Origin of the sequence: Pedobacter gandavensis, from assembly GCF_032677645.1 — a bacterium.
In the GTDB taxonomy this organism is placed as follows: Bacteria; Bacteroidota; Bacteroidia; order Sphingobacteriales; family Sphingobacteriaceae; genus Pedobacter; species Pedobacter gandavensis_A.
Map to the genome: position 1 here is coordinate 200,883 of NZ_JAVTSB010000007.1, position 21,713 is coordinate 222,595.

At 41.8% G+C, this 21,713-nt stretch carries 19 protein-coding genes; 13 read left to right on the plus strand and 6 right to left on the minus strand.

Annotated features, from left to right (window positions below; all coding sequences use genetic code 11):
* Positions 1-41 precede the first annotated feature (41 nt).
* A complete protein-coding gene (locus R2Q66_RS13280) occupies positions 42-950 on the minus strand; it encodes an urea transporter (protein ID WP_316749716.1) in 909 nt (302 codons plus the stop codon).
* Between the two features lie 117 nt (positions 951-1,067).
* Between R2Q66_RS13280 and R2Q66_RS13285 the strand changes: the two genes are divergently transcribed.
* On the plus strand, positions 1,068-1,538 hold the full coding sequence (locus R2Q66_RS13285; RefSeq protein ID WP_316749718.1) for an FKBP-type peptidyl-prolyl cis-trans isomerase: 471 nt from the start codon (positions 1,068-1,070) through the stop codon (positions 1,536-1,538).
* A gap of 119 nt (positions 1,539-1,657) precedes the next feature.
* Here the strand turns inward: R2Q66_RS13285 and R2Q66_RS13290 are convergent, their stop codons facing one another.
* Positions 1,658-2,866 (minus strand): PQQ-binding-like beta-propeller repeat protein, encoded by a 1,209-nt coding sequence (locus R2Q66_RS13290; protein ID WP_316749721.1) that lies wholly within the window; start codon positions 2,864-2,866, stop codon positions 1,658-1,660.
* Positions 2,867-3,025: 159 nt separating this feature from the next.
* On the opposite strand from R2Q66_RS13290, the gene R2Q66_RS13295 reads away from it, so the two are divergent.
* The 4 genes from R2Q66_RS13295 to R2Q66_RS13310 all read left to right on the plus strand — a co-directional run bounded on the left by R2Q66_RS13295 (position 3,026) and on the right by R2Q66_RS13310 (position 7,369).
* Positions 3,026-4,918, plus strand: coding sequence for a HAMP domain-containing sensor histidine kinase (locus R2Q66_RS13295; RefSeq protein WP_316749723.1), 1,893 nt, complete (start codon positions 3,026-3,028; stop codon positions 4,916-4,918).
* A 204-nt stretch (positions 4,919-5,122) separates the two neighbouring features.
* Positions 5,123-6,352, plus strand: coding sequence for an MFS transporter (locus R2Q66_RS13300; protein WP_316749724.1), 1,230 nt, complete (start codon positions 5,123-5,125; stop codon positions 6,350-6,352).
* A 29-nt stretch (positions 6,353-6,381) separates the two neighbouring features.
* On the plus strand, positions 6,382-6,876 hold the full coding sequence (locus tag R2Q66_RS13305; protein ID WP_316749726.1) for a hypothetical protein: 495 nt from the start codon (positions 6,382-6,384) through the stop codon (positions 6,874-6,876).
* A complete protein-coding gene (locus tag R2Q66_RS13310; RefSeq protein WP_316749728.1) occupies positions 6,869-7,369 on the plus strand; it encodes a hypothetical protein in 501 nt (166 codons plus the stop codon). Before R2Q66_RS13305 ends, R2Q66_RS13310 begins: the two co-directional genes overlap by 8 nt.
* Before the next feature lie 76 nt (positions 7,370-7,445).
* On the opposite strand, the gene R2Q66_RS13315 is transcribed toward R2Q66_RS13310, so the two are convergent.
* Positions 7,446-8,105, minus strand: a complete 660-nt coding sequence (locus R2Q66_RS13315) for an HAD family phosphatase (protein ID WP_316749729.1) — start codon at positions 8,103-8,105, stop codon at positions 7,446-7,448.
* A gap of 155 nt (positions 8,106-8,260) precedes the next feature.
* Here R2Q66_RS13315 and R2Q66_RS13320 point away from each other — a divergent pair, with 155 nt between their 5' ends.
* Positions 8,261-10,726: an outer membrane beta-barrel protein gene (locus R2Q66_RS13320; RefSeq protein ID WP_316749731.1), complete on the plus strand. Its 2,466-nt coding sequence runs from the start codon at positions 8,261-8,263 to the stop codon at positions 10,724-10,726.
* A gap of 22 nt (positions 10,727-10,748) precedes the next feature.
* The gene (locus R2Q66_RS13325; protein ID WP_316749733.1) at positions 10,749-11,402 is read left to right on the plus strand and encodes a hypothetical protein; all 654 of its coding nucleotides are present in this window, start codon (positions 10,749-10,751) and stop codon (positions 11,400-11,402) included.
* A gap of 46 nt (positions 11,403-11,448) precedes the next feature.
* Here the strand turns inward: R2Q66_RS13325 and R2Q66_RS13330 are convergent, their stop codons facing one another.
* Complete coding sequence (locus R2Q66_RS13330; RefSeq protein ID WP_316749735.1) at positions 11,449-11,823, minus strand: DUF779 domain-containing protein; 375 nt, start codon at positions 11,821-11,823, stop codon at positions 11,449-11,451.
* 86 nt (positions 11,824-11,909) lie between these two features.
* Positions 11,910-13,415: an aldehyde dehydrogenase family protein gene (locus R2Q66_RS13335; protein WP_316749737.1), complete on the minus strand. Its 1,506-nt coding sequence runs from the start codon at positions 13,413-13,415 to the stop codon at positions 11,910-11,912.
* 173 nt (positions 13,416-13,588) lie between these two features.
* Between R2Q66_RS13335 and R2Q66_RS13340 the strand changes: the two genes are divergently transcribed.
* The 5 genes from R2Q66_RS13340 to R2Q66_RS13360 all read left to right on the plus strand — a co-directional run bounded on the left by R2Q66_RS13340 (position 13,589) and on the right by R2Q66_RS13360 (position 19,592).
* Positions 13,589-14,512 carry an AraC family transcriptional regulator gene (locus R2Q66_RS13340; protein WP_316749740.1) on the plus strand — a complete coding sequence of 308 codons (924 nt, stop codon included), beginning with the start codon at positions 13,589-13,591 and terminating at the stop codon, positions 14,510-14,512.
* Between the two features lie 170 nt (positions 14,513-14,682).
* Positions 14,683-17,052: a right-handed parallel beta-helix repeat-containing protein gene (locus tag R2Q66_RS13345; RefSeq protein WP_316749742.1), complete on the plus strand. Its 2,370-nt coding sequence runs from the start codon at positions 14,683-14,685 to the stop codon at positions 17,050-17,052.
* An 87-nt stretch (positions 17,053-17,139) separates the two neighbouring features.
* On the plus strand, positions 17,140-18,036 hold the full coding sequence (locus R2Q66_RS13350; protein WP_316749743.1) for a LysR family transcriptional regulator: 897 nt from the start codon (positions 17,140-17,142) through the stop codon (positions 18,034-18,036).
* A gap of 72 nt (positions 18,037-18,108) precedes the next feature.
* Positions 18,109-19,041, plus strand: a complete 933-nt coding sequence (locus tag R2Q66_RS13355) for a YeiH family protein (RefSeq protein ID WP_316749744.1) — start codon at positions 18,109-18,111, stop codon at positions 19,039-19,041.
* Between the two features lie 83 nt (positions 19,042-19,124).
* Complete coding sequence (locus R2Q66_RS13360; RefSeq protein ID WP_316749746.1) at positions 19,125-19,592, plus strand: DinB superfamily protein; 468 nt, start codon at positions 19,125-19,127, stop codon at positions 19,590-19,592.
* Here R2Q66_RS13360 and wrbA read toward each other — a convergent pair.
* On the minus strand, positions 19,573-20,784 hold the full coding sequence (gene wrbA, locus R2Q66_RS13365) for an NAD(P)H:quinone oxidoreductase (RefSeq protein ID WP_316749748.1): 1,212 nt from the start codon (positions 20,782-20,784) through the stop codon (positions 19,573-19,575). The two genes, R2Q66_RS13360 and wrbA, sit on opposite strands and share 20 nt — an antisense overlap.
* A gap of 98 nt (positions 20,785-20,882) precedes the next feature.
* Between wrbA and R2Q66_RS13370 the strand changes: the two genes are divergently transcribed.
* Positions 20,883-21,683: an AraC family transcriptional regulator gene (locus tag R2Q66_RS13370; RefSeq protein ID WP_316749750.1), complete on the plus strand. Its 801-nt coding sequence runs from the start codon at positions 20,883-20,885 to the stop codon at positions 21,681-21,683.
* Positions 21,684-21,713: the final 30 nt, after the last annotated feature.

Genomic DNA, 21,713 nt, shown 5'->3' on the forward strand with positions numbered 1-21,713 from the left:
CCGGTTTGCAATCTATATTTGCAAACCGGCTTTTTTCGTTGTTAATGTCTTTGATTGGCACCCGATTTGGCTGCCTTTTCTATTTTGAAGAAGTTAGTATGTACATTTTTAAGCACTAAAGTCAGACAGGTTCCTGCCACAAATGGGAAGGTAAGCAAGGTGAAATTAAAGCTTGCCATTAGCCAGGCCACAAACAGCGCCAATACTACTGATAATAGTACCCAAAATCCATCCATTACTTTCGTTCCCGCAAAAACAATGGCGCACAATACCGCATTGTAACTGCCTAATCCCATGGCAATACTTTCCTGTGGATTTAAGGATAAACAGCTGGAAATTGCAGCTGCAACTACGCCTGCGGCCATCGCATAAAGCGCAGAGATTGGAGAACTGATAAATACAGCAATAAAAAATAACAGTCCGGCAATGGTGCCACCCTGAAAAATAACTTGTCCGAAGCCACGGAAAGCATGCGCAAAATCTTCATTCAGCTGCGTTTCCATCATCAATACATCAGATGGTGCTACCGGGTATAACTGATGGAAAATGTATAGCAAAATCCAGGTTACAAATACAAAGGGGAAAGTGAATACCGGTATTTTCTTCACAATAAAAAAGTGTTGTAGCATCGTGGCCAGAATAGCGCCAATGACAATCGCGATCCAGATGACCGCCACAGATTGAAAATAGAAGGGTAAGGCTACGCCGACTAAGGCCGCACTGAAGCCATACAGTCCACTTTCTATTTCTTCTTCTTTGTATTTTAAAACTTGCGCGGTGATGGTCCCACATAGCGTAGCGAGGATGGCGCCAATTCCCATTTGCAGGGAGCCACAAAATATGCCGGCTAAAAACAGGAGGCCTGTCCATGCGTTTTCCTGTAACATGATTTGTCCGATGCCCTTTAGTACAGGGTCGAGTAGAGGGATTCTTTGCGTTAATGATTTCATATAGTTGTATTAAAAAAAAACAAGGATAGCCCGGAGGGGCTTCCTGTTTCCTTAAACTTAGCAATAAAATCTAAGGGATCACGTTGTGAAAATCAATTAAATGATATATTTGTGGCAATGAAAACGATAAAACACTTATTTCTATTGGTTTGCGCAGCGGTATGCTTTGCAGGCTGTGCTAAAGAATTCGATCAGGAAAAGCAATTTGCAAAAGATAAAGAGCTGATTCAAAAATTTATTGCCGATCAGAAAATTCCTAATGTAAAAGAAGATCCATCAGGCTTATTTTATCAGGTGATTAAAGATGGAGAAGGTACCGTTATTTACAATGGAAATACCGCTATTACTGCTCAGTACGAAGGCAGGTTGTTGAATGGTTCTGTATTTGATAATGGTGGTGGAAAACCGATCAACTTTACGTTGGGTGGTGTAATTCCAGGATGGCAGATTGGTATTTCTAAAGTTCAAAAAGGAGCGATAATCCGTTTACTGATTCCTTCTAAACTGGCTTATGGGAATGAAGGTCAGAGTGGAATCCCTGCAAGTTCAGTACTTGATTTTACAGTGACTTTAGTTGACGCTAAATAACCCCGATAAAATTTATTCAAATAATCAGCAAGCGCTGTTCAAAATAAAACGCCCTGCAAATGCTATTTTTAGTTTGCAGGGCGTTTTGTTTCTTATCGTTACACAGGTTTAAAGTAGCCTTACCTTTTCAGGGCATAGAAAAAGCCATTGGCATCGCCAAAATAAAGCAAATCCTGATCTACTTTAGGGCTGGCCAGGATCGCTCCTAAAGCAAGAATTCTTTTTTCTACTTCCAGGTAGTTCTTCCCATCCGGATCAATATCTTTTCTGACTTTATCATTTTCATCAAATAAAGCGGCATAATGTTTCTTGCTTTCCTCTGTCTGGAAGCTGGTATTTACCTTTCCGGTTTCTGGATTCACAAAATAAACCCTGCCATTGAAGCATCCGAAAACCAGTTCTTTGTTCATCATAACAGCAGCACCATAAACCCTCATATTGAGCGGCAATGTCCATTTGATATCGCCATAGGTAGTACCCATGCGGTGAAATTGATGGGTATCTGAAGTACCTACATAAAGTTGGTCCTGGTCAAGTAAAGGTGTCGCAATGATCCAGCTACCGCCTTCTTTGCGGTTCCATTGCCCGGTTCCGGTTTTTAAACTGAGGGAATATAGGTTGTAATCACGGCTTCCGAAAAATACGGAGCTTTCGTTTGTACTGGCTGCTTTTTGTATTTCTCCTTTTGGGAAATACAGGTCGCCAACGGTTTTAAACTTCCAGATGAGCTGGCCACTTTGGGTATCTAAAGCATAAAAAAAGCCGTCATAACTGCCTATAAGTACTTTCTTGTCTTTAATTACCGGAGTAGCATGTACAATTCCACCGGTCTTAAAAGACCAGATCTTTTTTCCGGATTGTAAATCCAGCGCATAGACACTGCTGTCGCCGCTACCGATATAAACCCGGCCTTCTGCCACCACAGGGGAGGAAAGGTAATAATCCCAGGCATCATATTGCTGTTCGCCTTTGGTGGTAAAACTCCAGAGAAGTTGTCCGCTGCGCTGGTCTAATGCGTATACTTTTCCATCCGCACTGGAAAAAATCACTTTGTCTTCATAAATCAGCGGATCTGAATGTACGGCCCCCTTCGTTTTATATTCCCAGATCAATTTTCCTGAAATTTTGTTTAATGCATAGAAACTGTGGTTACCACTTCCGAAATAAACCATTTGGTTGTGAATAGCCGCTGTTCCGTATACCGCAGCACCCGTGTTGAATTTCCACAACACCTGAGGTTGTGAACTGCTTTTAAGGTTCAGGAGAATGAAAAATAAAAAAATCAGTAATCTGATTGATGGTCTGAAAGTTGAGGGTATTGTTTTCATAGGGAAAAAGTTCTTTTGAACTGCACTCAAATTTAGAGTGCGAAATGATAGTGAAATTGAACCTGTTTATAAATATATAAAAATAACTTAGCTGTAATATTATTGCTTATCTTAATGAAATCAATATGATGGAGTCCTCTGACCATACTATAGTTTATTATGCCTGAACCTAACGCTCTCTTCAGTCATAAACGTTTGATGTTTTTTGTGTTTTTACTAGCCTTAGGGTTCGGTAGCAAAGATGTGTTCTCTCAAATCGCAGAGGTCAGGAATCTGGAATCCAGCCTGCCTAAGATTAACGATAGCATCCGATATGTCGATGTACTCAATCGCATTGGGATGCTTTCCCACCTTCAATACCGGGATTCCTGTCTCTATTATGCACAAAAAGCACAGGGAATTGCCCTTAGACATGACTATAATAAAGGAATCGCTGATGCGCTAAACAGCCAGGGGATTTATTATATAGCCATTAACAACTACCTTTCTGCGAAATATTTTAGCGATGCCCTTCGGATTTATAAAAGAATAAATGATGAAGAAGGTGTTTGCCAGGTGCAGATGTATATGGCCAGTCTGATTTTTGTGAATAAATCAGGAGGCGATGCCCAGCAATATATCCATGAAGCTTACGAGAAAAGTAAGACTTTGAAAAAGGATTCTATCCGCTCTATCCTCATCAGCAAATACCTGGATATTGATACAAATTTAAGCGAAACGCGTTTTAAGGGCTTGTTTGACGAAGGTTATGCCATTGCAAAAAAGTATCAGGACCATCGCATGATGATTTTTTATTCCGCCACTGCCGGTGTTAGCCTGTACGACGCAGGGGAGAAACAGGCAGGGCTGGATACTGTATTAAATGCCTTGAAGCAGGCTGATTTGATGGGTTTTGAAAGTGTGAAGGTCTGGACTTATGCAGCTTTGAGCGACATGATGCTGGATCAGAAAAAAGACCAGCTGGGGATTAATTACCTGACCAATGGTCTGGAAGCTTCGGAAGAGTTTGGCTACGCAGAATACTATACCACCTTCGCAGGGAAATTATACCGCTATTATAAAGCCCATGGGCAGCCTGAAAAGGCCTATTATTACGTTTCTCTTTTACTGGCAAAAAGAGATATGATTACCAGAGCCGCAGATAAATCGGGCTTTAACTACCTGAGCTTCGCCCTGCGTGAAAATGAAAATCTGGAGCTTAAAAGTAAGGCAGATTCCAGATTCCGGATGATTGGATTGCTGGCTTGTTTATTTGCCCTAAGCGTGGCCCTGTTGTTTTTTGTATACCGCTCGCTACGGGTAAAAAAGGAATATGCGGAGGCGCAAAGAAAACTTCATGAGCTGACCTTAAAACAGAATACGGAGCTGCAAAAAACGAATCACTTTAATACCATGCTGATTTCTGTGATTGCCCATGATGTTCGACAACCCTTTAGTACGGTAGTGATGCTTTCCAGTATTTTTAATGCGGAAGTGGATTTACTGGGGGAGGAGGAAAAACTGGAAATCATGAGGGAGCTGAATGGGACAGCGCAGAAAAGTCTTTCCTTCATGGATGGCTTGCTGGAATGGATTAAATCCAAGAAAAATGGATTTGAATACCATCCGGAAAAGTTAAAACTCAAAGCACTGATTGATGAGGCCAATACTTTCTTCCAGATGGGCCAGGAAAAGAAAATGATTCGCCTGGAACTTGACGTTGCGGAAGAGCTAACTGTTTACGCGCACAAGCAGATGTTGCTGTTTATTCTCCGGAATATGTTAAATAATGCGACTAAATTCTCGCCGGTTGGTGGTCGGATTACTGTGGGCATGGAGCTGAATGATACAGAAGTGGTCGTCAGCATTAAGGATGAGGGAGCGGGAATGAGCCAGGATAAAATTGACCAGCTCTTTACTTTAGCTGCTGCTGATGGGGAACTGAATCAACATCATGGTGCCGGTCTGGCTTTGAGTATTTCTTATGAAATGGCTACGATCATGAATGCGAAAATTCATGCGCAGAGTACTTTAGGACAGGGGACAACCTTTTACCTGACTTTGAAAAAATAATACAGGGAGGAATTAAAGCTTTCTCAGTTGTCTCTTTGTTTGAATTGTGTAATTTTTGTTTTGGGCTTGAACCTGGGTTTCCAGTATTTATTGCGTTGACCGCGTTTTTAAGGCTCTTTTGTGTTTTCTATAGTTGATTTATGTAATCGCATATTTGATTCTCATAATTCTCCCTGCGGGTAAATCGCTAATTTTGCCGCATCTATGATCACAATTCTATCAAAAACAAAAACAATTAAAGAAAACCACCAGCAAATTGCGACCTGGTTGGCTTTTGCTTTACTTCCTTTATCGGGCTTTGCTACCGATATTTATATTCCCTCATTGCCTACTATGGCAGGCGTATTGAATGTTTCCAGTATCCAGGTGCAGCTTACGTTGAGTATTTTCCTGATCAGTTATGGCGTATCTCAACTATTTATCGGGAGTGTACTGGATAGCTTTGGCCGGTATAAAGTCTGCCTGGTTTCTCTTTTGATTTTCGCGGCAGCCAGTCTGGTGATTGCGATGACACATAATATCTACCTGATTTATGCCATGCGGGTGATTCACGGATTAACAGTAGGCGCAATTGTAGTCGCTAAAAGAGCCTATTTCGTAGATGTTTTCAAAGGAGATCAATTGAAACATTACCTCAGCTTATTTTCGATTATCTGGTCTACCGGGCCAATTGTTGCTCCTTTTGTTGGCGGTTACCTGCAGGCAGCATTCGGCTGGGAATCTAATTTTTATTTTCTGGCAGGATTTGCCGTAGTTTTTGCTGCTTTGGAGTTGATCTACAGCGGAGAAACCCTGGTTCATGCCACAGAATTTAATTTCAAAAAGATTGTAAATATCTATCTTGAGATGATTAAAACGCCCAGTTTTACCCTGGGGATTGTAATGCTTGGTCTGGCCTATTGTATGGTGATGGTCTACAACATGACCGGTCCTTTTATCATCGAACATCAGCTTAATTTCTCTCCGGTGATTGCTGGTTACAGCTCCCTGGTATTGGGTTTTGCCTGGATGGTAGGTGGCTTTATCGGTAAAGCAACCATCAACAAGCCTTTCTTCAGCAGATTGGTTTGGAATGTCTCTTTGCAACTGGCCTTTGTTGCGGTCATGATCTTTAGCCTTAACTATGTCAGCAATTTATATTCCCTGATTTTCTTTGCCTTTATCATTCATGTAGGTGCAGGTTATACTTTCAATAATTATTTCACTTTCTGCCTGAGTAAATTCCCTAAAAATGCAGGTATTGCCGGTGGTTTAACCGGCGGGATTACTTATGTAATTGTTTCGTTTTTAAGCTATGGTATCGTGAATATTGTTCCTGCACAGGATGAGAGAAACCTGAGCTACAGTTACTTAATTCTGATTTTGTTGTCTATTGTAATTATGTTTTTTATCTTTAGGATGAACAGGAAACAACCTGAAGGGTTAGCGGGCTAGATTATTTTTATTTTTGTTTTCGCTAAACTTTGGCTAATTTAGATGTAATCATGCTCGAATCTACCTCTCAGGTGACAATAGATCACCAATCTCAAAGCATACGTTGTCTTTACGACAGGCATGCGGGAATGCTATTAGGTTATATTTTTGAAGTAGTAAAAGACCGAAAATTAGCCGAAGAATACTTAGTGAAAATTTTTTCAGCCCTCTCCTTACTGCGGGAAAAGCAGGAGGAAGCGGACATCAATACCTGGTGTGAGCTGCTTAGATATGCAAAAGCAAAATTGCTGCTGCTTCATGTGCAAAGCAGGCAGGATGAAACTGAAGTCCATACCGGAATGTCAGTTGTTCGACCTGCCAATACTTACCTTGACAAGTTAAATGAGTTTCAAAGAAGGGTTTTCTGTGAGGTTTATCATCATGGGAAAACGATTTCCGCATTATCAATTGCGCTAAATACAACAGAGGATTTAACCAGAAAGACTTTAAAAGAGGCTTTCCTAATTATGAGAAGCGGTGGTTAAAATAAACGAGTACTTAGAAAGTGGAGCGTTAGAATCCTATGTATTAGGTTCTGCCTCTAAAGCCGAAATTGAAGAGCTGTTGTCTCTTAAATCCAAACATCCTCAGGTTGAAGAAGCCCTGGCTATACTGGAAGCTGATCTGGAACGTATCGCGGAACATATGGCTATTGCACCACCAGTAAATACATGGCTTAAAATTGAAGCTAGTATGAGTGAGTTGGTGAAAACACCAAAAATGGAATACCTTATCGGTGATGAACCGGTAGAAAGAAGCCGCCCCAATTCCCGGTCACGTAGAACTGAGCAGTTTATTGAGGTAGAAGGGGAATCCGGTCACATGCGTATCCGCAAGATATGGAGATGGGTGTTCGCTGCAGTGTTTATATTAGGCAAGATATTTTTAGCCTTCGCCATCTATTATTATCTGGAGAACAAGCATACCCAGGAAGAAATTCAACAGTTGAAAATCGAACTGAGTAGCTATAAAAGATAACTATACAAGAAAACCAGGTTTTTGCTGTTGAACACAGCGAAAACCTGGTTTTTTATTGGAAAAGTAAGGTCAGTTTTTATTTAAATAACCGGATGATCTTGTCGTAAGACAACTCTTTGTAGTCATTGATGTATAAATCACATTTCGGTAGTTCTTCAATGGTATGGGAGGTTAACACGCCCACTACACGCATCCCTGCATTTAAAGCCGCAGAAATTCCCGAATAAGAATCTTCAAATACCAGACATTGATCTGCTGATACCCCTAAGTTCTTAGCCGAGGTTAAATAAACTTCCGGATCTGGCTTGTGTTTCTTCACATCTTCGCTGGCCATAATAGAGCCTAATTTATTCCTGATGTCTACCTGGCTGAGGATCAATTCAAGATTGGCATAAGGTGCAGAAGTAGCCACACCCAGTTTAACACCATGATTTTCCAGATCTGCTATAAACTCAACGATACCCGCAATCGGTTCAATATGGTCTTTATAGATTTCGCGGAACAAGCCTTCCTTTTCTTCTTCCAATGCTAATAGCTCTGTGCCGGTAATCGGTCTGTTGAAAAAATGACTGAAGATATAGCTATTGCTTTTTCCAAACATGTGCTGGGCAAACTCAGCTTCTGTCGGAGCTAGATTTCTAAGGGAAAAGAAATGACGAAAGGCAAGTGAATGATAAGGATTGGTATGGCAGATAACGCCATCCATGTCAAATATGACTGCAATTTCTTGGTTCATCTGTCAAAGTTAGTCACTAATACTGAAAATATTTTCAATTTCATGTAACCTTCTGCTGGTTAGGGGCATCTTATATTAAAATTAACAAGATCACCTGAACCTTTCACCTTACCTGATGATATGCTTAAAAGCGTAGGTGGAATAACTATGTCTATATGAAAACGAAAATATATTTTGTATTCCCCTTATTAATCACTGCGTTGTTGTTTGTGTTTAATAAAGCAGCCGCGCAAAATTCAGGAAATGGTTCCGGAGAGATTTCAGGGAAAGTTTTAGATGAAACACAGAAAGCATTTCCTTATGCAAGTATCAGTTTACTTAACGCCAAAGATTCCAGTTCGGTAAGAGGTACTTTAACCGGCGACAATGGTGCTTATGAATTTAAAAGCGTTCTGCCTGGTAAATATCTGGTGTCTATTTATGTGGTTGGCTATAAAAAACTAGTTAAAGGTCCTTACCAGATCGGAACAGATCAGCGTTTGCAGTCCGTAGGGATGGTTCAAATGGTGATTGATGCGAAACAGCTGAAAGGGGTGGAGATTGTGAAACAAAAACCATTGATCGAAAGACAGATCGATAAAACGGTGTTAAACATCGAAAATAGTATCCTCGCTACCGGAAATACCGCATTGGAAATCCTACAGAAAGCACCTGGTGTTACCGTAGATAAGGATGGTAAAATTGCGCTGAGGGGAAAACAAGGGGTAACGGTGATGATGGACGGAAAACCGACCTACCTTTCCTCCGAACAACTGGCCAATTTATTGCGTTCTACGGAAGGTAGCGCCATCCAATCGATAGAACTCATCACCAATCCTTCCGCTAAATATGATGCGGCGGGCAACTCGGGAATCATCAACATTAAATTAAAGAAAAACAGGAGTTTTGGAACCAATGGAACCATATCAGCAGGTGCCGGCTATGGGACGTACCATAAAGCGAATGGTTCTTTGAGCCTGAACCACAGGGAGAAAAAGTTTAATATTTTCGGAAATGCGGATTATGGATTGAACAAGCGCTTTGGCGAAACAGATATTGTCAGGGTAAATCAAACCGCTGCCGATCAAACTTATTTTGACCAGACCAGTCATGGGATCAATACCAGAAAAAACGGGAACTTTAAAGCAGGAATGGACTATTTTATCAATGACAACCATACCCTTGGATTCTTTGTAAATGGCTATCGCAGTACCAGGAAATCTGGCTCAGATGTATTGACGTTAATTGGTGACCGACCTGGTAAAACGGATTCTTCGGTAGTAGCCCCAAATACAGGCTCTTCGAAATATACCGGGATTACGTATAATTTAAACTACCGTGGAACCTTGGATACCTTAGGGCAGGAGCTCAGTTTTGATGCTGATTATTCCCGTTATAATGGATATGAAGACAATGTTTTCAATAATATGTTTAAAAATGCAGCAGGACAACCCTTAAAACCCGATTATATTTTCAGAAATGCGGCGCCTTCTACCGTAAAAATCCGGGGCGCAAAACTGGATTATACGTATCCGCTGAGCAAGGATATGAAGTTAGATCTTGGTTTGAAGTCCAGCTTTGTAACGACGGATAATAACTTCCTTTTTGAGAATTTTGTACAGGATCAATGGCAAAATGATGTGAAGAGGAGCAACCAGTTCATTTATGATGAAAACATCAATGCAGCCTACGCTAATTTTAAGACAAAGTTCAAAAATACGACGGTTCAAGTTGGTTTAAGGGCCGAACAGACCAATTCTAAAGGGAATTCTGTGACGGAGAATAAGGTAGTCAAAAGAGATTATATCAGTTTGTTTCCAAGTGTTTTCATCAATCAGGAATTGTCAAAAGATCATGAGGTTGGGGTGTCGTATAGCCGCAGGATTGACCGTCCGGATTATGGCAACTTAAATCCTTTTATCAACTACCTGGATTTGTATTCTTACAGACAGGGTAATCCTTTCTTAAAACCACAATTTACCAATGCGTTTGAATTGTCTTATTCCTTCAAAAAGACCTTAAATGTAACCCTGGGCTATAGCCATACCAGTGATGTGATGACTGATGTATTGCTGACTGATACCGCCAGAAAAACTATTTTTATCTCGATACAAAATCTGGCCAAACAGGATTCTTATAACCTGAACCTGAGCTACCCGATAGCGATCACCTCATGGTGGAGTACGAATAACAATTTAACAACCTATTACAACAATTTTCAGGCGCCTGATATTTTGGGTGATCCTTATAAAAGCGGTCGCCTGGCCTTTAACCTGAATACCACACAGACCCTGACTTTAAATCCGACCACAAAATTGGAATGGTCGGGCTATTATCAGTCCAAACAAGTCTATGGAACCTTGTTAATTGCAGCGCAATATGGAGTAGATCTGGGCGCCAGCAAGTCCTTTATGGACAATAAACTGAACCTGAAGTTCTCCGCCAATGATGTATTTAAACTGCAAAGAAGTAAGATTACCAGTGCTTTGCCTTCGCAAAATTATGTGGTGAGTGAAAGGTGGGAAAGTCAGGTATTTCGCCTAACTTGTACCTATCGTTTCGGAAGTAAAGATGTTAAGGGAGCCCGTCAGCGCTCAAGTAGTTCCGAAACAGAGGGGAGACGGGTGAAATCCGGTCGTTAAGGCCATATAAAATGCAGGGTAGATGATGTATACTTCTGAAAGAGATTATCATTCGACAAAATTGATTAAACAGGGAGAGAAAGTGCTGGATAGTTCTTTTTCCAGATTTGCAGATTGGATTTTAGAAGAATTTGGATGGAGACCCATCAATATAATTTACGATAAGATTGATCCTAATGACCGGCCTAAACTGAGTCTGATCTTTGAACTTCAAGGTCAGGCATCCGTTTTTCATGATGGTGCTGGTTATGATGAGGAAAAACGGAAAGCTATTGCTGACCAATTCAAGATTTTCAGGAATGAAAACAGCGGTTCTTTTGATAATCCGGATATCTGGGTGATTTTTCAGGAATTTGAACCTGCTGAACAGGCTGCCTGCAATGAGAAAATTCCTCAGCAAGAAATCGATGCTTTTAAAGTAAGGTTTTCGGATCAGCAGCTTTGGGAAGTCGCTCGTTTTGGCGCTTATACCACTTTTTTCTTTGAAACCAAGGAACAGCTCATGGCCAGTAAAGAAAATGGACTTCAGGCGGAAATCCGTAAGGAATACCTGAAACTACTGAAGCCTTACGATGAATTTAATTATTTTAATCTGGAGAAATTACCCGTAATTTTTGATAACAAAGAGAACTTTGATGCACAGTACCAGGGAAACTGGGATCTTTTCTATAAGTAAACTCATTTGGTATAAACTCATTTCGCAAAAAGGCATAGCTGTGGATTTATTCCGCAGCTGTTACCGGTTCCAGATCTTTCAATTCTTCTTCGGTAAATAACCGGGAATGAATTATAAAACCCATATCAAGGGTCGATTCCAGGGAAAAGCCAGCAGCTCTACCGGGAATAACATCCAGCGTAAGCTTGGTATGCTTCCAGTACTCAAACTGATCTCCGGCCATATAAAATTTACATCCTTCGATTTCGCCCAGGCAAACATCATTGGAGCCTACTAAAAAGCCGCCTTTTTCAAAACAGTGGGGATAGGAGCCTTCGCAGCATCCACCACTTTGGTGAAACATCAGCTCCCCATATTCCTCTTTTAATTTTGCAATGATCGCTTTGGCGTTTGCTGTCGCCTCTATTCTTTTGATTCCCATAATTTCTATGATTTGTGCAGGTGTTTTTGGAGAAATGAAAAAATCCCGGATTAACAGCTGTTAACCCGGGATTGAATAATCAACCACTAAAAGAATCCTAATTTGTTTTTATCATAAGAGATCAACATGTTTTTGGTGCTGCGGTAATGATCCAGCATCATTTTATGGTTTTCTCTTCCGAAACCTGATTTTTTATATCCTCCAAATGGCGCATGTGCAGGGTAAGCATGGTACTGGTTTACCCAGATTCTACCCGCCTGAATGGCGCGGGGCACTTGATACAACTCATGGGCATCGCGTGTCCAGACACCTGCACCCAATCCATATAAAGTGTCATTTGCAATTTCTATCGCTTCTTCTACGGTCTTAAAGGTGGTTACACAAAGGACAGGACCAAAGATTTCTTCCTGGAAGATCCGCATTTTATTGTGGCCTTTTAAAATAGTGGGCTCAATATAATAACCAGTTTCCAGGTCCCCATCTAATTTATTGGCTACACCGCCGGTAAGCAGTTCTGCACCTTCTTCTTTACCGATAGCCAGGTAAGAAAGTATCTTTTGATACTGTTCATTGGAAGTTTGCGCGCCCATCATACTGGTTTTGTCCAGAGGGTGGCTGATCTTGATGGCTTTGGTGCGCTCAATGACGCGGGCAATAAATTTATCATAAATGCTTTCCTGAATCAGGAGGCGGGAAGGACAGGTACAGATTTCGCCCTGATTTAAGGCAAACATCACCGCACCTTCTACTGCTTTATCGAAAAACGCATCGTCTTTATCTGCTACGGATTCAAAGAAAATATTAGGAGATTTTCCACCCAGTTCCATCGTGGAAGGGATGATGTTTTCTGCGGCATATTGCATAATTAAGCGGCCTGAAGTGGTACTGCCGGTAAAGGCAACTTTCGAGATCCTCGAAGAAGTAGCCAAAGGTTTACCTACTTCTATTCCATATCCGTTAACGATGTTTAGTACGCCTGGAGGTAATATATCCCCAATTAATTCCATCAGGACCATAATCGATACTGGTGTTTGTTCTGCTGGTTTTACCACGGTACAACATCCGGCAGCAAGGGCAGGAGCAATTTTCCAGGTCGCCATTAATAAAGGGAAGTTCCATGGAATGATTTGCGCTACCACGCCGATTGGTTCGTGTAAGGCAATACTTACCGTGAACTCGTCATGCTCGGCAATAGCACCTTCATCAGCTCTGATGACTCCGGCAAAATACCTGAAATGGTCTACTACCAGGGGTAAATCAGCGGCCAGGGTTTCTCTGATCGCTTTTCCATTGTCAATAGTTTCTACGGTAGCCAGATATTCTAAATTGTCTTCTATTTTCTGTGCAACCTTTAATAATATATTGCTTCTGTAAACTGCTGAACTTTTGCTCCAGGTTTTGAAAGCTTCATGTGCGGCATCTAATGCCAGCTCCACATCTTCTTTACTTGATCTTGCCGCTTTTGTAAATACTTTTCCGTCTATCGGAGAGATGTTATCGAAATAAACACCCTTTACAGGAGCTACAAATTTGCCACCAATGAAATTGTCGTAATGCGATTTAAATGACGGTCTTTTTACTAGATTTTCCATGAATATGTCGTCTTTTTAATGATTTTTAAAGTACATTGAATTTGATCGGGAGAAACCCGCTATTACAAACCTAGGGCATACGAGCTGCCATAGGTAGGAGAATGGTTTCATTCGATAGCATTATTGTCTCATCATTACAACCGCTTTACCGTTAAACCAAATTCTATTTTGATATGCAGCATAGATTAAATCCGTTCGGACTCAGCAGAGCAGAAAGCTTAAAAACTCTCGTAGAAAACAGAACAGCCTATACTTTGCAAAGCTGTGAATTGAACGTTTTTGAAACTTATACGGAATCTTATCAGGTGCCGCTGGTATTTAATGATTTGGTGATCACGAGTATGTTGCGGGGGAAGAAGGTGATGCACTTATCTGGAAAAGCCGAATTTGATTATTACCCCGGACAAACGGTAATCGTGCCTCCCGCATTGGGGATGAATATCGATTTTCCGGAAGCAAGCAATGAAAATCCTACCCAATGTATCGCATTGGCCATTGATCCCGATCAGATCAAAAAAACAATAGGTTATCTCAACGAATTCTTCCCGAAGGAAGAGACTTCCGATAAATGGCAGCTGAACTTTGAAGATTGCCATTTTCAAAATAGCGAAGACATCGCTTCATTGATTAATAAGGTGATCAGGATTTGCGCTGAACGCCAGGGAGCAATGGATATTCTGGCCGATCTGACCTTGAAAGAATTGCTGGTACGCATCATGCAAAAGCAGAATTTGAATGCACTAGGCTCAGATCCGGCTCATGTGAACCGCAATCCACTCGCTTATGTGCTCCATTTTATTAAAGCCAACCTCAATGAGAAAATCAGCATCAATAGTCTGACAGATAAGGCCTGTATGAGTAAGGCTACTTTTTACCGGCTATTTAAGCGGGAACTGGGAATTAGTCCGAATGAATTTATCCTTTCTGAAAAAATCGCGAAAGCAAAACAGTTGCTGAGTAACCCGAAGGCTAAAGTGGCTGCAGTGAGTTATGAGCTTGGATTTAGCGATGCAAATTACTTTATACGCACGTTTAAAAAAGTGGTAGGAATGACCCCCGGTCACTATCAAATTCAGGTAAATAGCCACTTTCATTAATAGGCTGTTTGATTTTGATCATGGCTTTTAAGGAGGTGTAAGCTAACCTTCAGCTTTTTTTGTTGCCATACCAGGCAAATGACCGCATTTTTTCTGCTTTCTCTTTTATATTTTGTATCATTAGCTAACCGTTTGAACCACAGCTGAAACACCAAATAAACCAACATAAGATGAAACATTTATTGCGCGCAAAGTTTCCTTTGCGCTGTTGCCTGCTTTTAGTCTTACTGAGTAGCAACACTTTTGCTAAAGACCTTTACATCTCCGTAAAGGGGAGCGACAAGAACCCCGGGACAAAAGAAAAACCCCTCGCCAGCTTTCAAAAAGCACAATTACTAACCCGGAAAATCAATGAAGCTGTTACGGTGTATGTTCGCGGAGGTACTTATTACCTCTCGGCTCCCCTCTTGTTTACCCGGGAAGACGACCGATCTCCAAAAACTGCCGTAGTGTATAAAGCTTATGCCGGAGAAGCGGTAAAAGTAAGCGGCGGAAAGCCATTACAACTGACCTGGGAATCCCTGGAGAATGGTATTAAAAAAGCCAAAGTGACTTCAGATGTGGCTTTTGATCAGTTGTTTGTAAATGGAAAACAACAACGGATGGCCAGGTATCCGAATTACAACCCTTCGGTAAGATTTTTTGGTGGTGCCTCAGCAGATGCCATTAGTCCGGAAAGAGTGAAAAGCTGGAAACATCCGGAAGGTGGTTTTGTACATGCGCTACACCGTCATGAATGGGGCGGCTATCATTATGAGATTACCGGAAAAGATGAAGCAGGGAAACTCGAGCTAACCGGTGGATTTCAGAACAACCGCCAGTCGGGAATGCATGATAAATACCGTTTTGTAGAAAATATCTTCGAAGAACTGGACACAGTAGGGGAATGGTATTTTGATAAAAAAGATAAAACCCTGTATTTGTATCCTGAAAAAGAAGAGAATATAAGCAAAGCCTTAGTGGTGGTTCCACAGTTGAAATCTCTTTTTGAGTTTCGCGGAACAGCCGCTTTGCCGGTCAGGAATATCCGGATTGAAGGGATGGAACTCAGCCATACGTTAAGAACTTTTATGGAAACCAAAGAGCCTTTATTGCGTAGCGACTGGACCATTTATCGTGGTGGAGCTGTAGTGATGGAAGGTGCGGAGAACTGCGTGATCAGCAACTGCTATTTTAATACGGTTGGTGGGAATGCGGTTTTTATGAGCAATTACAACAGAAATAATGTAGTAACCGGTTGCCATATTGCCAATGCAGGTGCCAGTGGTGTTTGTTTTGTGGGGGATCCCGCTGCCGTGCGTTCTCCGAGTTTTGAGTATGCGCAGTTTGCTCCTTTAAAGGATATGGACCGTGAGCCTGGTCCGAAAACTAATAATTATCCGGCCAATTGTACGGTAGAAAATACGTTAATGCATGGATTGGGAGCCGTTGAAAAACAGATTGCAGGGGTAGAGATTTCGATGTCCATGGATATTAAAGTAAGTCACAATACGATCTACGATGTACCCCGAGCCGGAATTAATATTTCTGAAGGCACCTGGGGTGGACACGTAATTGCTTACAATGATGTGTATGATACGGTATTGGAATCAGGTGACCATGGAGCCTTTAATTCCTGGGGAAGGGATCGTTTCTGGCATCCGGATAATGCTTTGATGGGCGTAATCGCTAAAAACAATCCTAAGTTAGTTACTGCGGATGTTATTAAACCGATTGTCATCCACGACAACCGTTTCCGTTGTGATCATGGTTGGGATATTGACCTGGACGATGGTTCTGGTAACTATCATATTTATAATAATGTGTGCCTTAATGGTGGATTAAAACTCAGAGAAGGTTTTTTTAGAACAGTAGAAAATAATGTGATCCTTAACAACTCTTTTCATCCCCATGTATGGTTCGAAAACAGCGGAGATATCTTTAAGCATAATATTGTAATGCGTAATTACTATCCGATCCAGGTGAACGATTGGGGTAAAGAAGTAGATTACAACCTTTTCCCAGATAAAGAAGCGCTATTATTAGCTCAAAAAGCGGGTACTGATGCCCATTCCTTATTCGGAAATCCGCAGTTTATCAATCCTGAAAAAGGAGATTACAGCGTAAAAGCTAGTTCTCCGGCATTGAAAGTAGGTTTTAAGAATTTCCCGACAGATCAATTCGGGGTAACCAGTGCTGCTTTAAAAGCATTGGTTCGTCCGGTTAAATTGCCGGTTATTGTTTCCTCAGAAATGAAGTCTGAGGGAGCGGAATACCATGATTTTCTTGGCGCAAAGGTGAAGAATTTAAATACCCTGGGCGAGCGTTCTGCAACAGGTATGGCTACCGAAACCGGGGTATTGGTGGTAGAAGTACCAGAGAAAAGTGTGTTACACGGATTATTGAAGGCTAATGATGTGTTGTTGATGTGCAATGACAAAGAGATTAAAAACTGGAATGATCTGGCTACCGTTCAGTCTGGTTTCCAGTTGGTACAAAAGGTTCCGGTCTCGATATTTAGAAATCAGGCCCTGAAGAAAATGGAAATTCCGGTAAAATAAAAGGTAACAATATGATTCGGTTTTAAGGATATGTAAATGCTTTCTTTAAGTTTGGGTGTTTAACCAGGCACCCAAACTTAAATTCCGATGTCAGATTTTCGCTTAGAAGTATTCTATACCGTAGCCAAGCGCCTCAGCTTTACCAAAGCTGCCGAAAGTTTATTCATTACCCAACCGGCAGTGACCAAACATATCCATGAACTGGAGCAGCAGTATAATAATAAGTTATTTGTGCGCAAAGGGAACCGGATTGAGTTAACACCCGCCGGTGAATTGTTATTGCGTCATGCCGAAGAGCTGTTTGCCATTTACAGGAACATCGATTTTGAGATGAATGCCCTGGTGGATAAAAAGGAAGGCTTGTTAAATCTTGGGGCTAGTACCACGATTGCGCATTATATCGCCGCTCCGCTACTTGCGGGTTTCAGAAAGAAGTTTCCGGAGATTCGCCTGAACCTCATCAACGGAAATACAGAGCAGATTGAAAAAGCATTGATCGACAAAGAAATTGATCTGGGCATTGTAGAAGGTAAATCTAAAAATCAGGAAATCAGTTATACGGAGTTTATCAAGGATGAAATTGTCCTGGTTTGCGGGAAAGATCATCCCCTGGCTAAAAAAGACCTGTTGAATCCGGAAAGGCTTAAAGATTATGGTTTCGTCTTGCGGGAACAGGGATCAGGAACCAGAGAAGTGATCAGCCATGCGCTAAAATCTATAGGCTTAAAAATGTCTGACCTGAAAATGGAAATCCAGCTGGGGAGTACGGAAAGTATGAAATCTTACCTGATGAATTCTTCCTGCCTGGCTTTTATCTCTATTCATGCCTTAACCAAAGAGCTGCAAAATGGTAGTCTGAGTGTGATTGATGTGAATGGATTAAACATTGAACGCTATTTTTATTTTATCCACCTGCAAGGTAAACTAGATGGTTTGTCGGAAGTTTTTTTACGTCACGCGCAGTTAATATATAACTTAAAGTAATATCGGATCAGGTTTTTCAATTTGACCAGCAGCTCCATTCTTCTCAATTTTGTATCAGAAAGAGGAATGATTATGGAACTGAAGGAACAAACACGGAAGATTATATTTTTAACAGCAGCGTTGTTCTGCCTGATGCCTTTTATGTCGGCACCATTAGCCTTATTACTAGGGTTAATCATGGCACAGCTGATAAAACATCCTTATCCGGAGCTCAGTCATAAAGCAACCAATTGGTTGTTGAAAGTTTCTGTGGTAGGTCTGGGCTTTGGAATGAACGTGTTTGCGGCCATGAAAGCCGGAAAGGAGGGGGTGCTGTTCACCGTTGCCTCCATTGCAGGGGTGCTGATCCTCGGTTTTATCCTCGGTAAAATCTTCAAAATAGGAGATAAAACTTCTTACCTGATTTCTGCCGGTACAGCGATTTGTGGTGGTAGTGCCATTGCTGCATTATCTCCGGTCATGAAAGCGGAAGAAAAGGACATCTCCGTTTCTTTAGGAATTGTTTTTATCCTCAACTCGGTCGCCTTGTTTCTTTTCCCTATGATTGGCCATGCGCTGGACTTAACACAAAGCCAGTTTGGAATGTGGTGTGCCATTGCCATTCACGATACGAGTTCTGTAGTCGGGGCCGCCAGTAAATACGGTACGGAGGCCTTGCAGATTGCTACAACCGTGAAATTGGCCCGTGCACTATGGATTGTTCCATTGGCATTTGGAACAGCCTTCCTTTTTAAAAGTGACCGTTGTAAAGTACAACTGCCTTATTTCATCGGCTTATTTATCCTGGCGATGCTGTCCAATACTTACCTGCCTTTTGTAGCGGTCTTGTCGCCTTATATCGTCAGTATTGCTAAAGTCGGATTAACATTAACGCTATTTCTGATTGGTAGCGGCTTGTCCTTTAAAGTGGTTCGGGTGGTCGGTGTTAAACCATTCCTGCAAGGATTGATTCTTTGGCTGGCGATATCAGGGGCATCCCTTTGGGCAATTATGACCTTATGCTAAGTCTGCTGTTGTTTTTTCAATTAAAATGAGGAAAGATCAGCTGTTTTTAACGATTTTTGGAGGTACTAAAGCGAATCTAGATCATGACAAAACAAGACTATATCCATATTTACGAAAGAGACCTTCAAAGATTAATTTCAGAGATTGAGGCTTATCCTCAGTCACAACAAATGTGGTTAACCGCCACAGGGATTACCAATACTGCCGGCCACCTGGCACAACACCTGATCGGGAATTTAAGAACCTTCGTATGTGCGCCAATGGGCGGATTTCCTTATGAACGCGACCGTGAAGCCGAATTTAAGGCGGTAAGATTTACCGATGAAGCTTTGCTAAAGGAACTTTATGCCTTAAAAGCAGATGTACAGACGAGTATTGAGAGGGTAGAAGATCTGAATGCAGCTTATCCGGTTCAGATTAAAGAGGTATATGAAGGCCAAACGAACGATTTCATGTTGTGTCATTTATTGGCGCATTTGGCCTACCATACCGGTCAGATTAATTACCACAGGCGATTACTGACTAGCCCTGTTACTCCAGTTCAAAAATAGCCTGGATTTCTACAGACGAATTCATCGGGAGAGAAGAAGCGCCAACAGTAGCCCTGGTGTGCATGCCATTCTCTCCTAATATTTCTACCAGCAGGTTAGAGGCTTCGTTCATCAATACCGCATGTTTGGTATAACCAGCGGCAGTGTAAAAGAAGCCTGTTAGCTGTACCGCTTGTTTTACGTGATCCAAATCACCACCAGCTGCTTGTTTCAATACCGCAAGAACGTTTAGCAAAGTCTGGCGCGTAGCGAGTTTTGCCTGTTCTTCGGTAACCTCAGTACCCACCATTCCCGGGTGATCTACTTTTCCTGCATTTAATGCAATCTGGTTAATGAATACCTGTTTTCCTGAAATACGGAAAGGTTTGTAGTTTCCTACAGGTGCAGGAGCGTCCGGTAAAGTCAGGTTTAAGGCTTTCAAACGCGCTTCGATTTTACTCATTTTAGGCGCTGCGGAAACTGCTTTAACTGGTGTCATTGGCGCGCTGTCTTTGGTTAGCTGGTAACCTTTAGCGGCTTTAGCCAGGGCATAACCCTGAAGTGCAGCAATATGTAATTCTCCTTCAGAAGGTCTGTTTACCGCTGTTGCACCCGCAAGTGAGGTTGCACCGAAAACAGTATTTCCCTGAGGGATGGTTTTATCAATTTCAGAGGTTCCCATAATTCCGGTAGGCACGATTAGCATGCCATGAACGGCTAGTGTGCTCCAGAAAGATAGAATGGCTGCCTCACGTCCGGCACCACTTCCTGCCGACATAAATACCGTTGCAGGGATTCCTTCCAATTTATGTGCCGTCCAGATTCCTACGGATTGATCCAGAAAATAGCGCATATCTGACGACATATTTCCAAAATGAACCGCTGATCCAAAGGCAATGCCATCGTATTCCGGTAATTCTGCGATGTTGGCATAAGGAATAGCGCCAAATGCTTGTTTATCCTCGTTTGCTAAGGGTTTAATTCTGGGTACCTGCTTTAATACGGCGGTTGCACCAGGGAATTTTTCTATGCCGCCAGCAATTGCTTTTGCCATTTTATAGGTACCGCCACTTTCTGTGTTAAATAAGACCAGAATTTTCATAGCTGAAGGTTTTTGGGTCATTTTTGGTTGGGCTTTTAAGATCGTGCTGCTCAACAGGCACAACAATACTAAAACTCCTGCTTTTACGCGTATTGAATTTATAAAATTCATTGAATATCTAATTAATGATGTAATAAGGGCTCAAAGGTCGGTAAACCAGCTTGTCTTTAAATGTCTATATTTGCCAATAACATGTCATTTTACGACACATGAATAAAGCAAGATTTTGTCATTTAACCGTTGATTCGGTCAAAAAGGAAGCCTATGTATGGCATGAAGCAGATTGGAAGTTTTCTGACGAATGGCATACCCACCAGATGGGGCAATTGATTTTTGTAGAAAAGGGGCTTCAATACCTCCATACTGCGGAAAGAACTTATTTATTGCCCAGTCAGCATTGTGCCTGGATTCCTCCTGGATTGGCGCACCGCAGTTCAAGTCCGGTTAACCAGGTGTACCTGCGCTGTATCTTTCTGAATAAAACCAGCGACAGCCCCTTTTTTAAAGAACTGAATATTTTTCATACCTCTAAGGTATTGCGGGAAATGATTTTGTTTACCGAGCAATGGTCGAGGCTGGAAGAAGAAGAGCCCCTGGAACAGGATTTTATTAAAGCTTTGGTCGGGATTTTACCATTAACTTTTAATGCTTCCCTGCCTTTGGTGCTTCCGGTGCCCAGAGACCCCAGGATTGCGAAGATGGTCGGCTTTCTGACGGATTGTGTAGATAAGGGCGGTGCGGTAATGAATGAACTCAAAATTCCTGAGGTAGCTGCGGGTTTTAATCTTTCGGCAAGAACGATGGAAAGGTTGTTTAAGCAGGATATCGGGATTACCGTAGCCGGATACCTGAAATTGTACAAAATGATTAAGGCAGTAGAGTTGCTTTCGATATCCGGGGAGAGCGTGAAAAGCGTGTCGATGAAGGTGGGCTACGATAGTGTATCGACCTTTAGCAATACTTTTCAGCAGGTATTGGGCTTGAGGCCCCAGGAAATGATGGTGCCATAGCGTTGCCATGTTCATGGAGCCGGGGCTTAG